The following is a 17,230-nucleotide window of genomic DNA, read 5'->3' as shown; positions in this document are numbered from 1 at the left end:
GGATATCCCTTGAGCTGAGAATAGAAGAAAACCCGTACAAACCAAGGACGCAGAGACCAACGGCGACGTCGGCCTGGGCTGTCGGGTCAAAAATATGACGAGGGGAGCAACTCCCCTCGCCCTGCACCCGTCAACTCGGCTTGGCTTCGGCCAATGCCTGCTGCGCCAGTTCCTTTTCCGCTTCCTTGAGGTCTTCCTCGCTGATCATCTCGGCGATCGCCCGCAAACGCTCCACAACCCGCGCGTTGACGGTGCCCTCCGGGAATTGCCCTTCCTCATCTGGGTCTCCGGCCGGCTCGCCCACAAGCAAGCTCAAGGCCTCGTCGGCCTGGCGCACCGCGTAGATATGAAACTGTCCGGCCCGAACCGCCTGCAAGACCTTCTCATCCAGCATCAGCGTCGCAACGTTCGCCTGGGGAATGATCGCCCCCTGCTCACCGGTCAGGCCACGCGCCTCGCAAAGACGGAAGAAGCCCTCGATCTTCTCGTTGACCCCGCCCACCGCTTGCACTTCACCGAACTGGTTGATCGAACCGGTGATCGCAAAGCACTGTTTGAGCGGCGTCTTCGACAGCGCCGAAATCAAGGTGCAGGCCTCGCCCAGGGATGCACTGTCGCCGTCGACGTAGCCGTAGGACTGCTCCAGGGCAATGCTCGCGGAAATCGCCAGAGGGAATTCCTGGGCATAACGGCTACCCAGGTAACCGGTGAGGATCATCACGCCTTTGGAGTGAATCGGCTGCCCGAGGTTAACTTCGCGCTCGATATCGACAATGCCGCTGCCACCCGGATACACCGTGGCGGAAATCCGCGCCGGAACGCCAAAGGCCGAGTCGCCCACCTCGAGCACCGTCAGCCCGTTGCACTTGCCCACCGCCGCGCCCGCGGTGTCGATCAGGATCACCCCCGCGAGCATATCGTCGAGAATCCGTGCCGATACACGCCCGGTGCGTGTGGCCTTGGCCTTAAGCGCCCGCTCGATATGCCCGGCGTCGGTCATCTCATCAGCCGCCAGGTGACGGATGAAATCGGCTTCGCTGACCAACTGGAACAGATCACCAATACGTGCCGACAGCCGCCCCTGATGCTCCGCCAGGCGTGCGCTGTAGGTCGCCAGGCGCGCCACCGCATCCGACGTCAATGGCGCCATGCCCTCTTCCGAAGTGCGGGTCTTGAGCAACTGGGCAAACTGCTCCAGGCTTTCGTCGACCATCGGGATGTCTTCATCGAAATCCACCAGCACCCGGAACATTTCCTGAAAGTCCGGATCCAGGTCTTGCAGCGTGTAGTACAGCGAACGGGCACCGATGATGATGACCTTGACGTTCAACGGGATCACTTGCGGGTTGAGTGTCACGGTGGCCAGACGACCCAGTTCACCGAGAGGCGATTCCATCTTCAACTTGCGCGATTGCAGGGCGCGCTTGAGCGCGTCCCAGACAAACGGCTCGCTGAGCATTTTTTCGGCTTCCAGAATCAGGAAACCGCCGTTGGCGCGATGCAACGCACCCGCGCGCAACTGCCGGTAGGTGGTGTAGAGCGCGCCCTGGTCGGTGCTGTATTCGATACGCCCGAACAGATTGTCGTAGGTCGGATGCGGTTCGAACACCACCGGCGCGCCGCCATTGCTCGGGTGACCAACCACCAGGCTCGGACAGTACTGTTCCTCCAGCAACTTGCGGGCCTGGGCGTCGGTTTTTGCATCGTCCACCAACTGTTCGACCACGGTTTTCAGCAGATAAACCTGCATCGCTTGCAGGTAGCCGCACACGCCGGCGTTTTCCGCGTACTTCTCCGACAACGGCGCCAGCAATGGCTGCAAGGCCAGAGTGATGGTTTCCTCGTTGAATTGGCGCATCTGGTTGTTGGACTCGCGCTTCCATTGCGGCAGGCTGGCGAGTTCTTCGTTGAGGCGCTCTTCAAGCTCCGAAATATCGCTGTGGAAACGCTCGCGATCGACCTCCGGCAACTGCGAGAACTCGGCCTCGTCCAGCGCCTTGCCATCGAGCATCGGCGTGAACGCAATATTGGTGCTGTCGCGGTACAGCGCCACGTCTTTTTCCAAGGCCAGGCGCTCGATCACGTCCAGCGCTCGGTCATAACGTTGATTGAAGGAACGGTCGATGGCGCTTTTACGCTGTTGATAGGTCGGGTGCTCGAACACCGCCGGGAAGGTCGCCACCAGGTTATCGATCAGCCCGTTGATATCGGCGATGAACGCCGCCGCCCCGCCCGCGGGCAACTCCAGGGCCCGGGGTTCGCGAGGTTCGTCGAAATTATTCACATAGACCCAGTCCGCCGGGGTCTGCAGGCGTTTGCCTTCGGCCTTGAGATAGCGTTTGACGAACGAAAAGCGGCCCGTACCGGGCTCGCCCATGACAAATACGTTGTAACCGGGACGTGGCATGGCCACGCCGAACTGCAAGGCTTCGACCGCACGTTCCTGGCCAAGCACACCGCGAAAGGGCTCCAAATCATTGGTGGTCGAGAAGCTGAACTGTTCAGCGGAAAAAGGACGAGTCAGCGCTTCGGGCGCTAGACGCAAGCTGGCAGCTACAGGATCAGGCATCGGGCTTCCTTACATCAGGCGGGGCAGATGACGGCATTCTGGCGCCGCGTATGGCTGGCTGGCAAGGCACGGTTTAGGGAAAGCATAGACACAAGCCGCCTCCTGTAAAAAACACCCATTCGCCGATTGTTTTACAAAAACTCACGGAACCCTTGGTTCATGCCTAAACTCAATACTGCGCGGGGTGGACTAATAACCGCCCCCTAGGGCGCTAGAGGCGCCTGAATCCTTGTCCATTGGTTCGCACACAAAGAGAACAAAGCTATGAAACGGATCCTTCTCGGTACTCTCTTCACCGTCGTCTCCCTCAATGCAATGGCTGAAGCGCCAGGTGGCCCGAACTGCGGTTGGGGCAACATGCTGTTTGAAGGCCAACGTGGCACGCCCGCCCACTTCCTGGCCTCCACCACCAACGGTACTTCGGGTAACGCCACCTTCGGCATGACCTCAGGCACTAACGGTTGCAGCACCAACAGCGCGCTGTCTTACGGCGGCAAATCGTGGATTGCCATGAATGGCATGATGAACGAGCTGTCCGAAGACATGGCCAAAGGCAATGGCGAAGCACTGACCACCTATGCCGTGGTGCTGGGTGTCGCGCCTGAAGATCGCGACCACTTCGCAGCAGTGACTCACGAGCACTTCCAACAAATTTTCAGCAAGGCTGACGTGACCGCAGAAGATGTGCACACCAACACCCTCGCCGTCCTGAAAGGCGACGCCCGTCTGGCGAAATATGCCACCCAGGCTTAAGCTCGACCCACCCGCGCCTTGCGAGGCGCGGGTTTTGTTTTTTGGACCTGCCCCCTTTGGGTCTTTATTTATTCCGACTTAAGTTGCCCCTATGCTCAAACGCTTTGCCTGGCTGGCACTCTTCACCTGCGCCCCGCTGTACGCGGCGCCGCACATTGATGATCAACGTTTGCAGCAACTGGCCAACGATCCCTTCTGGTTGTCGCTGGGGCACTACGAAAGCGGCAAGCTCAGCGGTTGGCGCAGCTATGTCAGCGACCAGCGATTCTTTCTTGCCAAAGACGGCGCGCATCATCCGGACGCCGAACTGCAGGCTACCGTGCAAGCGCTCTACGCGCCGGCCAGTCTCGGCGAAAAACACGCCCAATGCGTTTATCCGGCACGCACCCGCTGGCTCAAGGACCAATTGCAACTGACTGACTTGCCCGCCGCGGACTGCAAGGAATTCAAGCAATGGTTCAAGGACGTCGCGCCCCACAGCGCGGTGATGATCTTCCCGGCGGCATACCTCAACAGCCCATCGTCGATGTTCGGACACACCCTGCTGCGCATCGACCAGGCTGACGTGCAGCGCAACAACACCGCCCTGCTCAGCTACGCAATCAACTTCGGCGCCTATATCGAAGGCTCTGACAACAGCCTGCTGTACGCCTGGAAAGGCCTGATGGGCGGCTATCCCGGACTGTTCGCGCTGGTGCCGTACCAGGAGAAACTCTCGGAATACCGCAGCCTGGAAAACCGCGACCTGTGGGAATACCGGCTGAACCTGACCCAGGTCGAAACCGAGCGCATGGTCGAGCACGTGTGGGAACTCAAGCAGATCCAGTTCGACTATTTCTTCTTCGACGAAAACTGCTCTTACCGTCTGCTGGAGCTGCTGCAAGTGGCTCGCCCCGGTCTGCGCCTGACGGAACAGTTTCCGCTGACGGCCATTCCCACCGACACCGTCAAAGCCGTGAAAGACGCAGGCCTGGTGGAAAAAATCGATTACCGCCCCTCCCGCGAGCGTGAGTTGCTGGAGCGTGCCAAGCCCCTGGACAGTGACGAGCAGCAATGGGTGCTGAAGATCAGCGACGACCAGAAACAGCTGCAGGACCCGACCTTCAAGACCCTCGCCAAAGACCGCCAGGCCTTGATCATCGATGCCGCCTATCGCCTAGGCCGCTACCGCGCCAATGGGCTTGAGCGCGACCCTGAACGTTCCCAGCGCAGTTTCGAACTGCTGCGGGCCATCAATCAGAACCCGGCTCCAAACCTGCAAATCGAACGTCCGGGCCTGCCCGAGAACGGCCATCAATCACGCACCTGGCAAGCCGGTATCGGCACCCGGGGCGATAAAGCATTCGGCGAATACGGCCTGCGCATGGCCTACCACGACCTCAACGACAACGCCGAAGGCTTCCCCTTGGGCGCGCAGATCGAAATCCTGCAAATGAAACTGCGCCAGTACGAAGGCAATAACTGGCAATTGCAGCAATTGGACCTGGCGACCATCCGCTCATTGACGCCGCGCAACGAGCTGCTGCAACCGTTGTCCTGGCAAGTCACCGGGGGCCTTGAGCGTGTACCGGGCAAACATGACGACGAAACCCTGGTCAGCCACGTCAACGGCGGCGCCGGCGGCACCTGGCAACTGCGTGACGACATGCTCGGCTTCGCCCTCGGGACCGTGCGCGTGGAGCATAACAACGATTTCAGCGAGTTCATCTCCCCCGCCGCCGGTTTCAACACTGGCCTGTTGTGGAGAAATCCGCTGGGCAACCTCAGCCTGGAAGCCAAGGGCGATTTCTTCACCAACGGCGAAGTGCGGCGTAGTATCAGCCTCAATCAACAGTGGGAAGTGTCACGCAATCTTGGCGTGCGCTTGAGCGCGCAACGCGAGTTCAGCCATTTGGCGACACCGGTCAATGAGGTAATGCTTGAGGTGAAGTGGTATCACTACTGATTGGCGCGTTCATTCAATAAGGAGTTCCAACCGACATGGCCGTTACCTGCAGCAACCTTGAGCAAGTCAGGGAAAACATTGATCGCCTCGATCGCCAGATCGTTGCTCTGTTGGCCGAACGCGGCGGATTCGTCTCACAGGCCGCCCGTTTCAAAAAAGACAGTGATGGGGTAAAGGCGCCTCAGCGCGTCGAACAGGTAATCACCAAGGTGCGTGATTTATCGCACGCCCTGGGCGCCAACGCCGATGTCACCGAGCAGGTTTATCGGGCAATGATTGCGGCGTTTATCCAGCAGGAGTTGGCGGAGCATGCTGTGCTTTCGAGTGAGCCGCAGGCTTAGGCCGCTGTGATCGGCTTAAGCACCATCCCTCACCTGACCTTCACATCATCGTCCGAAACAGGTCGCTTTCAGACATCCATCGAAACTAATCACCTGCGACCATGGCCCAAACTCCATTGCAGGAGAAATGTCATGAGTCGAGCTTTCGTCAACGAAGACAGCGCCGCTGCCCAGGCCAGCCAGCCGGTGGAGCGCCAGGTCAGCGCGCAACCCAACCATCTTACCGCCCACGGGCTGGGGCAGTTGCAGGCCAGGGTGGCCCAGTTGCAGCACGAACATGCCCAAGAGTCGACCAAAGGTGAACAGGTGGACAAGCAACGCTTGGCCGACCTGGAGCGGGATTTGCGTTATTTCAATCAGCGGCTGCACAGCGCCCTCGTCGTCGCCCCGGCCACTTCCACCGAAAAAGTGCAGATCGGCAGTTGGATCACCTTTGCCAACGAACAGGACGAACAGCAGCGCATTCAACTGGTGGGTGAAGACCAGGCCGATGCCGCTTTGGGCCTGATTAACTGGGGCTCACCGCTGGGGAAGGCGCTGCTGGGTGCACAGGTCGGTGACGAGGTGCTATGGAAGCGCCCCATCGGTGATCAATTGATCGAGATCCTGCGGATTGAACCCGAGGCTTAAACGATACCCTGGGCCAGCATCGCATCCGCGACTTTCACAAAGCCCGCGATGTTCGCGCCCTTCACGTAATTGATCCGGCCGTTCTCTTCGCCGTAGTGCACGCAGGCATGGTGGATCGACTGCATGATGTTGTGCAACTTGCTGTCCACTTCGCCAGCGGTCCACAGCAGACGCATGGCGTTCTGCGACATTTCCAGACCGCTCACCGCTACACCGCCTGCGTTGGAAGCTTTACCCGGTGCGAACAGAATGCCGGCGTCGATAAAGATATCCACAGCCTCAAGGGTAGCCGGCATGTTGGCGCCTTCCGCCACGCAAACACAGCCATTGCGCAACAAGCTGCGTGCAGCCTCGGCGTCCAGTTCGTTCTGGGTCGCGCATGGTAGGGCAATGTCGCACGCCAGCTCCCAGGGCGTCTGGCCGGCGCGGAATTCCAGGTCGAAGCGCGACGCCAACTCACTGATGCGACCGCGCTGGAGGTTTTTCAGCTCCAGCACAGCTGACCATTGCGCTTCGGTCAAACCGCTTTCGCTGTAGAGGGTGCCCTCGGAATCGGACAAGGAAATCACCTTGCCGCCCAGGTCCATGACCTTGCGCGCCGCGTATTGCGCCACGTTACCGGAACCTGAAATGGCCACGCGTTTGCCGTCGACACTTTGCCCCTGGCGCTTGAGCATTTCTTCAGCGAAATAAACACAGCCAAAACCGGTGGCTTCCGGGCGGATCAGACTGCCGCCGTAGCTCATGCCCTTGCCGGTCAGGACCGAAGTGAACTGGTTGCTCAAGCGCTTGTACTGGCCGAACAAAAAGCCGATTTCCCGGGCGCCCACGCCGATATCGCCAGCCGGCACGTCAACGTCCGCGCCGATATGGCGATACAGCTCGCTCATGAACGCCTGGCAGAAACGCATGACCTCGGCGTCGCTCTTGCCCTTGGGATCAAAGTCCGAGCCGCCCTTGCCGCCGCCCATGGGCAGCGACGTCAGGGAATTCTTGAAGGTCTGCTCGAAGGCGAGGAATTTCAGCACCCCGAGATTCACCGAGGGGTGGAAACGCAGGCCACCTTTGTAAGGGCCGATGGCGCTGTTCATCTGGATACGGAAACCGCGATTGACCTGGACCTTGCCGTGATCATCCACCCACGACACGCGGAAGGTAATGGCGCGTTCCGGTTCGCAAATGCGCTCCAGGATGCCGGAGGCCAGATAGTGGGGGTTGGCTTCAAGAAACGGCCACAGGCTGCGTAGGACTTCTTCAACGGCCTGGTGGAACTCAGGCTGATCCGGGTCACGTTTTTTGAGGCGGGCAAGGAAGGATTCAACGGTTTCGATCATGAAAAGTCCCGGCAAATTATTGTCGTTAGCGAAGATTTGAGCCGAACTTTAACAACTCGACACGCACCGCGACAGAGCAAAGTGTCGCATTTGTGAATTTAAATGGTGCATTAGATATAAATAAGTCACCTTTTTGAGATTTACTGCACCTGGATGGGGATGCCAAAAGTTGATCTTGCCCCCATAGACAAACCGCCTTCGCGAGCAAGCCCGCGCCACCTGAAAAAATCGAAAAAAAAGCGGAGCCAAGGCTTAATGCCGATCAGTTAAGCCTTTTTCTGTAGGAGCGAGGGGGCGCCTAACCCTTGCTCGCGAAGAACGCCAAGGCACCGCGTTTATCCAGAATGCACGCGTTATCGTTGACGTTTTTCGCGAGCGAGCTCGCTCCTACAGTAGTCGGCGTTCCCTTAACTGACCGGCATTTGAGCCAAGGCCCCGCTTTTTTTAATCACCGACCTGAATCAGGCCAGTTTCTTGTGTCGCACACGGTGCGGCTGGGCTGCGGCTTCGCCCAGGCGCTTCTTGCGATCCGCTTCATACTCGGTGTAGTTACCTTCGAAGAACACCGCTTGCGAGTCGTCTTCGTACGCCAGGATGTGCGTGGCCACGCGGTCAAGGAACCACCGATCGTGAGAAATCACAATCGCGGCGCCCGGGAAGTCCAGCAAGGCCTCTTCCAGGGAACGCAGGGTTTCGACGTCGAGGTCGTTGGACGGTTCGTCGAGCAGCAGGACGTTGCCGCCCTCTTTCAGGGTCAGAGCCAGGTGCAAGCGACCACGCTCACCGCCAGACAGGTCCTTGACGAACTTCTGCTGGTCGCCGCCCTTGAAGTTGAAACGACCGACATAGGTGCGCGACGGAATTTCATAGTTGCCGATACGGATCTGGTCGGAACCATCGGAAATCTGCTGGAACACCGTCTTGCTGCCGTCGAGGTCGTCACGGCTTTGGTCCACGCAAGCCAACTGCACGGTTTCGCCGATCTCGATGCTGCCCGAGTCCGGCGTTTCCTTGCCCATCAGCATGCGGAACAGGGTCGATTTACCGGCACCGTTACCGCCGATCACGCCCACGATGGCGCCTTTAGGCATGGCAAACGACAGGTTGTCGATCAGCACGCGATCGCCATAACCCTTGCTGACGTTCTTGAATTCGATGACCTTGTCACCCAGGCGCGGACCGGCCGGGATGTAGATCTCGTTGGTTTCGCTGCGCTTCTGGAATTCCTGCGACTGCATTTCTTCGAAGCGCTGCAGACGTGCCTTGGATTTCGACTGGCGGGCCTTGGCGCCTTTGCGCACCCATTCCAGTTCTTCCTTCATGGCTTTTTCGTGGGCCGATTGTTGCTTGGATTCGGCAGCCAGACGGTCGGACTTGGCTTCCAGCCAGCCGGAGTAGTTGCCCTCGTAAGGGATACCGGCGCCACGGTCAAGTTCCAGAATCCAGCCGGCAACGTTGTCCAGGAAGTACCGGTCGTGCGTGATCGCGACCACGGTGCCCGGGAAATCGTGGAGGAAATGCTCCAGCCAGGCCACGGAATCGGCGTCCAAGTGGTTGGTCGGTTCGTCGAGCAGCAGCATGTCGGGAGCCGACAGCAGCAGGCGGCACAGGGCCACACGACGTTTCTCACCACCCGACAGGTGCTCGACCTTGGCGTCCCACGCGGGCAAGCGCAGCGCATCGGCGGCCACTTCGAGTTGGCGCTCCAGGTTATGGCCGTCGCTGGCTTGCAGGATGGCTTCCAGCTTGGCCTGTTCGGCGGCCAGTTTATCGAAGTCGGCATCTTCTTCAGCGTAAGCGGCGTAGACCTCGTCCAGGCGGGCCTGAGCGTTCTTGATCACGCTGACCGCTTCCTCGACCACTTCACGCACGGTCTTGGTCGGATCGAGGATCGGCTCTTGCGGCAGGTAGCCGATGTTCAAGTCTGGCATCGGGCGAGCTTCGCCTTCAAATTCAGTATCGACACCCGCCATGATTTTCAGCAGCGTGGATTTACCCGAACCGTTAAGGCCGAGCACGCCGATCTTGGCGCCAGGGAAGAAGGACAATGAAATGTTTTTCAGGATTTCCCGCTTCGGCGGAACAACTTTGCCCAGCCGATGCATGGTGAAGACGTATTGAGCCATGGTGAACCTAGCGTCAGTGACTGATGAATTAAGCGGGCGTAACCCGTGCCAGGCCATGCGCGGCGCGGGCCGTTGATGATTATCAATGCCTGCGTGCGGAAAGAGCCTGATTGTTTGGGGCTGGAACGCCCTCGCGTAACCGGCAAAGCTACCTGAATGCGCCTGACCCGTCCAGCCGAGCAGGGCTGGCACTTTGCCACAACACAAGGCATGCTAGCCGCCCTTCGGGCGTCCGGCTTATAGTGCACGTCGCGCGCCAATCCAGCCAAACCGCAGGATCACAGCTTGACCAACGTAACAAAGCCAAGTCCCCTGCGCGCAGCCCACATTGCGCCGGGCACGCCCCTGCACGGAACCCTCAAGGGCGCATTGGCGACGCTGGTCTTGTTGCTGCTCGCCTTATTGTTCTGGCAACTGCTGGACCAATTGCAGCAGAACCAGAAGAACCAACAGCAGCACACCATTGACCACAGCGCCGACCTGGCCGAGAAGATCAGCCTGAACATGGCCCTGAGCGCGCAGATCGCCCTCAACCTGTTGCCGATTGTCGAGCCCCCGGGTGACCTGGAGCAGCAGCAAGCGCTGATGCGCACCCTGCAACGTTCCTTGCCAGAGCTGCGTAGCCTGGCCCTGCTTGCCCCCAGCGGCGCGATGATCCGCGACACGGCCGATGACAGCCTGGACAGTGCCTGGCTCGAAGAACTGGTCAAGCGCAGCCACGGCCAGCCTTATTACCTGAGCAACAACAACGACGGCAGCGTGATCTATCTGCTGCTGCATCAGCCCAGCGGCGGCGCCAAGCTGTACTGGGCGCTGCGCCTGGCGCCCAACTACCTGACCAACCTGACCCAACAGGATGAATACTGGCAGCGGCCGATGTGGATCATCGAAAACCACCTGAACCAGCGGATCGTCAGCCGGGACAGCGGCATGTCAGTCCAGTCGTCGGCCTCCCTGACCCCGGACGAGCTGAACAAAACCGTGCTGGTCACCCCCTTGAGTAAAAGTGACTGGCAACTGCGTGAGCTGTTTGATCGCACCGCCGTGCTCGAACAGCTACTGCCCGCGTTTATCGGCAAATGCCTGCTGGGCCTGGCCTTCTCGCTGATCCCGGTGGTTGTCCTGCTCAACATGCGGCGCCGCCAGCGCCAGGTCAACGAAGGCCGACGGCGCTACCAGGATATTTTCGATGGTACCGGCGTGGCCTTGTGTGTGCTCGACCTGTCAGGTCTGCCAGGACTTTTCGAAAAAGCCCGCCTGCACAGCCGCGAGCAGTTACAGGAGTGGCTGCAAAACAGCCCTGAGCAACGCCAGCAACTGCTCAAGGAGCTGCGCATCACCGAGGTCAACCAGGTGGCTGTGCGCCTGCTCAATGTGGCGTCCTGCGAGCAAGCCTGGGAGCGCCTGATCGAAGGTGGCCCGCTGCAACACATCGCGATTGGCGATCAAGTGCTCGAGGCGGTACTCACCCAGCAGAAACAGTTGGAACTGGAGATTCAGCTCAGCGACATACAGGGCAACGGCCAATACTTGTGGCTGGTCATGCGCCTGCCCGAAGAGCAGCACGACTATAAAGCCGTGATCCTCAGCATCAGCGACATTACCAGCCGCAAGCTGATCGAACTGTCACTGGTCGAGCGCGAAGGGTTCTGGTCGGACGTGGTGCGTACCGTGCCCGATCACCTGTATGTGCAGGACGTGATCAGCCAGCGGATGATTTTCAGCAACCACCATCTGGGGCACACCCTGGGCTACAACAAGTCCGAGCTGCAGCAGATGGGTGAGTACTTCTGGGAAATCCTGCTTCATCCCGAAGACGCCATGGCGTATCACGACCTGCGCCAGCAACAGCGCAGCGCCGGATACATGAGTCAGTTGCAATGCCAACTGCGCTTTCGCCACCGCAACAATCAATGGCGCTGTTTTGACATCCGCGAGCAGGCTCTGGCGCGAGACAAGAACGATCAGGTCACTCGCATCATTGGCGTGGCCAAGGACATTACCGACCAGATCGAAGCCAGCGAGTCCCTGCGTGACAGCGAGCAGCGCTACCGCATGCTGGCCGAAAGCATCAGCGATGTGATTTTTTCCACCGACAGCAAGCTGACCCTCAACTACGTCAGCCCGTCAGTGAATGCCGTGCTGGGCTATGAGGTCGACTGGATCTTCAAGAATGGCTGGCAATCGACGATCGCCAACCCGCAACAGCTGATGGGTATCTACACCCTGATAGAACGCGTCAGCCGCGCCCTGGACAAACCCGACGCCCTGGCGTTACTGCGCGACGACGTGCAGACCCAGGTGTTTCTGTTCGACTGCCTGCGTGCCGATGGGCGCAAGGTACCGATCGAACTGCGACTGGTACTGGTCTGGGATGAACAAGGTACGTTCGAAGGCATCCTCGGGGTGGGTCGCGATATCAGCCAGCAACGCCGTGCCGAGAAAGACCTGCGCATGGCGGCCACGGTATTCGAACACTCGACCTCAGCGATCCTGATCACCGATCCGGCCGGTTATATCGTACAGGCCAACGAGGCGTTCAGCCGGGTCAGTGGCTATGCCGTGGCCGATGTGCTCGATCAATTGCCGAACATGCTGACCGTCGACGAGCAGCAGGAAGCCCACCTGCGTTACGTCCTCAAGCAATTACACCAGCACAGCACCTGGGAAGGTGAAGTGTGGCTCAGGCGGCGCAGCGGCGAGCACTATCCGGCCTGGGTCGGGATCACTGCCGTGTTCGATGACGAGGGTGACCTGGCCAGTTATGTATGTTTTTTCAGCGACATCAGCGAGCGTAAGGCCAGCGAACAGCGCATCCACCGCCTGGCCTACTATGACGCCCTGACTCACTTGCCGAATCGAACCCTGTTCCAGGATCGGTTGCACACCGCATTGCAGTCGGCGGAGCGGCAAAAGTCGTGGGTGGTCTTGATGTTCCTCGATCTGGACCGCTTCAAGCCGATCAACGACTCCCTGGGCCACGCCGCCGGCGACCGCATGCTCAAGGAGATGGCCACCCGCCTGCTCGGCTGCGTGGCTGAAGACGACACCGTGGCGCGCATGGGCGGCGACGAGTTCACCCTGCTCCTGCAGCCCCGCACCAGTCGGGAAATGGCGCTGAACCGAGCGATTCACGTGGCCGAGCAGATCCTGGCCAGCCTGGTAAAGCCCTTTGTGCTGGAAGGCCGTGAGTTTTTTGTCACCGCCAGCATCGGTATCGCACTGAGCCCTCAAGACGGCAACGAATTGAGCCAGTTGATGAAAAACGCCGACACCGCGATGTACCACGCCAAAGAGCGTGGCAAGAACAACTTCCAGTTCTACCAGGCCGACATGAACGCCAGTGCGCTAGAGCGCCTGGAGCTGGAAAGCGACCTGCGCCATGCCCTGGACCAGAACGAGTTCGTGCTGTATTACCAACCGCAATTCAGCGGCGACGGCAAACGCCTGACCGGTGCCGAAGCCCTGCTGCGCTGGCGTCATCCGCGCCGGGGACTGGTCCCGCCGGGGGATTTCATCCCGGTACTGGAAGAACTGGGGCTGGTGGTGGATGTGGGTGACTGGGTGATCGGCGAGGCGTGCCGCCAACTCAAGACCTGGCACCAGAACAAGGTGCGGGTACCCAAGGTCTCGGTGAATATTTCGGCGCGGCAATTCTCCGACGGTCAATTGGGCAGGCGGATCGCCAATATCCTCAAGGACACCGGTCTGCCGCCGGCTTGCCTGGAGCTGGAATTGACCGAAAGTATCCTGATGCGCGAAGTCAATGAAGCGATGCAGATCCTCGCCAGCCTGAAAAACCTCGGCCTGAGCATCGCCGTGGACGACTTCGGCACCGGCTACTCATCGCTCAACTACCTCAAGCAATTCCCTATCGACGTGCTGAAAATCGACCGCACCTTTGTCGATGGCCTGCCGTCCGGTGAGCAAGATGCGCAGATCGCACGCGCCATTATCGCCATGGCCCACAGCCTGAACCTGGCGGTGATCGCCGAAGGCGTGGAAACCCACGAGCAACTGGACTTCCTGCGCGAGCACGGCTGCGACGAAGTCCAGGGCTACCTGTTCGGGCGGCCAATGCCTGCGAATCGTTTCGAGGCGCAGTTCTGTAGTGATGCGCTGTTCATGTTCGACTGACATTCGGTTGTGAGGCCAATGGTCCCTTCGCGACCAAGCCCACGGGGGAATGCATTTCAAATGTGGGGAGCGGGCTTGCTCGCGAAGGCGACACATACACCCCCAATCATCCAGATGAGCCCCGCTTGTCCGCGACATGATGTCCTTTCATATGCCTTCTAAAACCCATTGAGTTAGAATGCCCTCCTTTTCTGCCCCCGATCCTTGAGGACCGCCATGTTCAGCCGTGATTTGACTATTGCCAAGTACGACGCCGATCTCTTTGCCGCCATGGAGCAAGAAGCTCAGCGCCAGGAAGAGCACATTGAGCTGATCGCTTCGGAAAACTACACCAGCCCTGCGGTAATGGAGGCTCAAGGTTCGGTTCTGACCAACAAATACGCCGAAGGTTATCCGGGCAAGCGTTACTACGGCGGTTGCGAGTTCGTCGACGTCGTTGAACAACTGGCCATCGACCGCGCCAAGGAACTGTTCGGCGCCGATTACGCCAACGTCCAGCCACACGCCGGCTCCCAAGCCAACGCAGCCGTGTACCTGGCCCTGCTGCAAGGTGGCGACACCATCCTGGGCATGAGCCTGGCCCACGGTGGTCACCTGACCCACGGCGCCAGTGTTTCCTCCTCCGGCAAGCTGTACAACGCCGTTCAATACGGTATCGATGCCAACGGCCTGATCGACTACGACGAAGTCGAGCGCCTGGCGGTCGAGCACAAGCCAAAAATGATCGTGGCCGGTTTCTCTGCCTACTCGCAGATCCTCGACTTCCCACGTTTCCGCGCTATTGCCGACAAAGTGGGCGCCTACCTGTTCGTCGACATGGCTCACGTAGCGGGCCTGGTCGCCGCCGGCGTCTACCCGAACCCGGTGCCTTTCGCTGACGTGGTGACCACCACCACCCACAAGACCCTGCGCGGTCCACGTGGCGGCCTGATCCTGGCTCGCGCCAACGCCGAGATCGAGAAAAAGCTCAACTCCGCCGTATTCCCGGGTGCCCAGGGCGGCCCACTGGAGCACGTGATCGCCGCCAAGGCCATCTGCTTCAAGGAAGCCTTGCAGCCTGAGTTCAAGACCTACCAGCAACAAGTGGTGAAAAACGCCCAGGTCATGGCGTCCGTCTTCATCGAGCGCGGGTTTGACGTGGTCTCCGGCGGTACTGAAAACCACCTGTTCCTGCTGTCGCTGATCAAGCAGGACATCTCCGGCAAAGACGCGGATGCCGCTCTGGGCAAGGCGTTCATCACCGTGAATAAGAACTCGGTGCCGAACGACCCACGTTCGCCGTTCGTCACCTCGGGCCTGCGCTTCGGCACCCCGGCCGTGACCACTCGCGGCTTCAAGGAAGCCGAGTGCAAGGAACTGGCTGGCTGGATCTGTGACATCCTGGCCGACCTGAACAACGAAGCGGTGATCGATGCCGTGCGTGAGAAGGTCAAGGCTATCTGCAAGAAGCTGCCGGTATACGGCGCGTAATTACAGTCGCCTGAATAAGAAGCCCGGCGCCTGCGCCGGGCTTTTTTATGTCGATATGAATTCGAAATGCCGTTGACATGTGGGAGCAGGCTTACTCGCGAAGGCGGCGGATCAGTCAGTTTATTTGTGGCTCACACACTGTTTTCGCGAGCAAGTCGAATCGTCGCACCACCGCTCCCACCTTTGCTGATCGCATTTCAAATCAGGCTTGATGAACCTTTGCAAAGCCCTGGCGAATCTTGTCTTCCGGCAACTCATCGGCAATAAACACAATCACACTTTCGCGCGTCTCGCCTTCGGCCCATTCGGTGTCCCAGTCGAACCCGTAAAGCTTCAACACGCCCTGAAACACCATGCGCCGGTCTTCTCCAGCAATGTTCAGCACGCCTTTATAACGCAGCAACTGTTTGCCGTGGTCTTCCAGCAGTTCATTCATGAACTCGCTGAGGCGATCGATATCCAGCGGCTGTTCGGTGCGCAGCACCAGGCTGGAAATGCGATCGACGGACGGCGCCTGGCGGACCGGGCGCAGGCTCATGCCGGCGTTGAGATTGAAGCCGCGCACATCCAGCAGTTCGGCGAGGTCGATCTGCCCGTGTTGCACCACGCGGATTGGCGCGCGGCGGTTGATGCGGGTCAGGCGTTCGCTGAGGGCCTCGAAGCTGGCGTCGTCGACCAGGTCGCGCTTGCTGACCAGCAGCCGATCGGCAAACCCGATCTGCGCCTGGGCGATGGTCTGGGTCAGGTGATGCTCGGCATGGGCCGCGTCCACCAGGGTGATGATGCCGTCGAGCAGGTAGCGCTCGCGCAGTTCTTCGTCGATGAAAAAGGTCTGGGCCACCGGCGCCGGATCGGCCAGGCCGGTGCATTCAATCACCAGGCGATCAAAGGCAATCTCGCCACTGTCCAGGCGCTCCAACAGCAGGTACAGGGCTTTGGTCAGGTCGGTGTGGATGGTGCAGCACACGCAGCCGTTGGACAGGGTCATGACTTGCACCGGCTCATCGCCCAACAGTTGGCTGTCGATACCGGCATCGCTGAATTCGTTTTCGATCACGGCAATCTTCAAGCCGTGCTCGGTCTTGAGCAGGTGACGCAGCAACGTGGTCTTGCCGGCACCGAGAAAGCCACTGAGGACTGTGACGGGAATGGGAGAGGACAAACGCAATTCTCCTTAAAAATGGGTAAGCAAAAACAACTGTAGGAGCGAGCTTGCTCGCGAAGAACTCAAGGAAACCGCATGAATCCAGAATAAGCGCGGTGTCTTCAGTTTTTTCGCGAGCAAGCTCGCTCCTACAGAGGGACTACTGGGTCAACAGCACTTGGGCCCACCCTTGCCGCCGTAACGGGCTTCCTGGCGTTCCCGGAAGAACGCCTCGTAGTCCATCATCGGCTTGTCCGGGTGCTTGGTTTGCATATGCTCGACGTAGGTGTCGTAGTCGGGCATGCCGACCATCAGGCGTGCGGCCTGACCGAGGTATTTACCGAGGCGACTCAGGTCATTGAACATCTTTGCAACCCTCTATTACGCGTCCGGAACCGCCTGGAATGGCGCTTCTTTATCCGTACGTTCCTTGTTGCCCCAGGCGGCGATGCCAACCTTGAGCGCGTAGAACAGGATGCTGAAGACCACGAACAGGAACAGCACCGTCAACGTCGCGTTGGTGTAGGCGTTCCAGATCACGTGCTGCATCTGTTCGATACTCTTGGCCGGAGCCAGAATCTGCCCGCTGGCCAACGCATCGCTGTACTTCTTCGCCAGCGACAGGAAGCCGATCGCCGGGTTGGCGTCGAACAGCTTGATGAAGCCTGCGGCGGTGGTGCAGATCAGCAGCCAGATGGCCGGCAACATCGTCACCCAGATATAGCGTTGGCGCTTCATCTTGATCAGCACCACGGTGGCGAGCATCAATGCGATACCGGCC

The 17,230-nt window shown here is 59.5% G+C and carries 12 protein-coding genes; 6 read left to right on the top strand and 6 right to left on the bottom strand.

The genetic code is table 11. The features are described from left to right. Positions 1-130 precede the first annotated feature (130 nt). On the bottom strand, positions 131-2,569 hold the full coding sequence (locus tag BLU75_RS00060) for a Lon protease family protein (protein WP_090221335.1): 2,439 nt from the start codon (positions 2,567-2,569) through the stop codon (positions 131-133). 264 nt (positions 2,570-2,833) lie between these two features. Here BLU75_RS00060 and BLU75_RS00055 point away from each other — a divergent pair, with 264 nt between their 5' ends. The 4 genes from BLU75_RS00055 to BLU75_RS00040 all read left to right on the top strand — a co-directional run bounded on the left by BLU75_RS00055 (position 2,834) and on the right by BLU75_RS00040 (position 6,238). Continuing rightward, the gene (locus BLU75_RS00055) at positions 2,834-3,322 is read left to right on the top strand and encodes a DUF3015 domain-containing protein (RefSeq protein ID WP_084376409.1); all 489 of its coding nucleotides are present in this window, start codon (positions 2,834-2,836) and stop codon (positions 3,320-3,322) included. Positions 3,323-3,413: 91 nt separating this feature from the next. Then, a complete protein-coding gene (locus BLU75_RS00050; protein ID WP_084376410.1) occupies positions 3,414-5,267 on the top strand; it encodes an Lnb N-terminal periplasmic domain-containing protein in 1,854 nt (617 codons plus the stop codon). A 35-nt stretch (positions 5,268-5,302) separates the two neighbouring features. Then, a complete protein-coding gene (locus tag BLU75_RS00045) occupies positions 5,303-5,608 on the top strand; it encodes a chorismate mutase (protein ID WP_084376411.1) in 306 nt (101 codons plus the stop codon). Positions 5,609-5,740: 132 nt separating this feature from the next. After that, positions 5,741-6,238, top strand: coding sequence for a GreA/GreB family elongation factor (locus tag BLU75_RS00040; protein WP_084376412.1), 498 nt, complete (start codon positions 5,741-5,743; stop codon positions 6,236-6,238). Here BLU75_RS00040 and gdhA read toward each other — a convergent pair. Together gdhA and ettA are read right to left on the bottom strand one after the other, a co-directional pair. After that, the gene (gene gdhA, locus BLU75_RS00035) at positions 6,235-7,572 is read right to left on the bottom strand and encodes an NADP-specific glutamate dehydrogenase (RefSeq protein WP_084376413.1); all 1,338 of its coding nucleotides are present in this window, start codon (positions 7,570-7,572) and stop codon (positions 6,235-6,237) included. The two genes, BLU75_RS00040 and gdhA, sit on opposite strands and share 4 nt — an antisense overlap. A 461-nt stretch (positions 7,573-8,033) precedes the next feature. Beyond that, entirely contained in the window at positions 8,034-9,698 is a 1,665-nt protein-coding gene (gene ettA, locus BLU75_RS00030) for an energy-dependent translational throttle protein EttA (protein ID WP_084376414.1), read from the bottom strand. Positions 9,699-9,983: 285 nt separating this feature from the next. Between ettA and BLU75_RS00025 the strand changes: the two genes are divergently transcribed. Both BLU75_RS00025 and glyA read left to right on the top strand, forming a co-directional pair. Continuing rightward, positions 9,984-13,835: a bifunctional diguanylate cyclase/phosphodiesterase gene (locus tag BLU75_RS00025; RefSeq protein WP_090221334.1), complete on the top strand. Its 3,852-nt coding sequence runs from the start codon at positions 9,984-9,986 to the stop codon at positions 13,833-13,835. Between the two features lie 216 nt (positions 13,836-14,051). Further along, positions 14,052-15,305 carry a serine hydroxymethyltransferase gene (gene glyA / locus BLU75_RS00020; RefSeq protein WP_084376416.1) on the top strand — a complete coding sequence of 418 codons (1,254 nt, stop codon included), beginning with the start codon at positions 14,052-14,054 and terminating at the stop codon, positions 15,303-15,305. A 202-nt stretch (positions 15,306-15,507) separates the two neighbouring features. Here glyA and yjiA read toward each other — a convergent pair whose 3' ends face one another. The 3 genes from yjiA to BLU75_RS27610 all read right to left on the bottom strand — a co-directional run. Then, a complete protein-coding gene (gene yjiA, locus BLU75_RS00015) occupies positions 15,508-16,467 on the bottom strand; it encodes a GTPase (protein ID WP_084376417.1) in 960 nt (319 codons plus the stop codon). 150 nt (positions 16,468-16,617) lie between these two features. Continuing rightward, positions 16,618-16,815, bottom strand: coding sequence for a YbdD/YjiX family protein (locus BLU75_RS00010; RefSeq protein ID WP_084376418.1), 198 nt, complete (start codon positions 16,813-16,815; stop codon positions 16,618-16,620). Between the two features lie 15 nt (positions 16,816-16,830). Continuing rightward, positions 16,831-17,230, bottom strand: a 400-nt coding sequence (locus tag BLU75_RS27610) for a carbon starvation CstA family protein (RefSeq protein ID WP_331717135.1), incomplete at its 5' end; no start/stop codon positions are given.

The organism is Pseudomonas mucidolens (genome assembly GCF_900106045.1).
GTDB lineage: Bacteria > Pseudomonadota > Gammaproteobacteria > Pseudomonadales > Pseudomonadaceae > Aquipseudomonas > Aquipseudomonas mucidolens.
The sequence above is the reverse complement of the archived record's forward strand: the minus strand, read 5'-3'. Positions and strand labels throughout refer to the sequence as shown.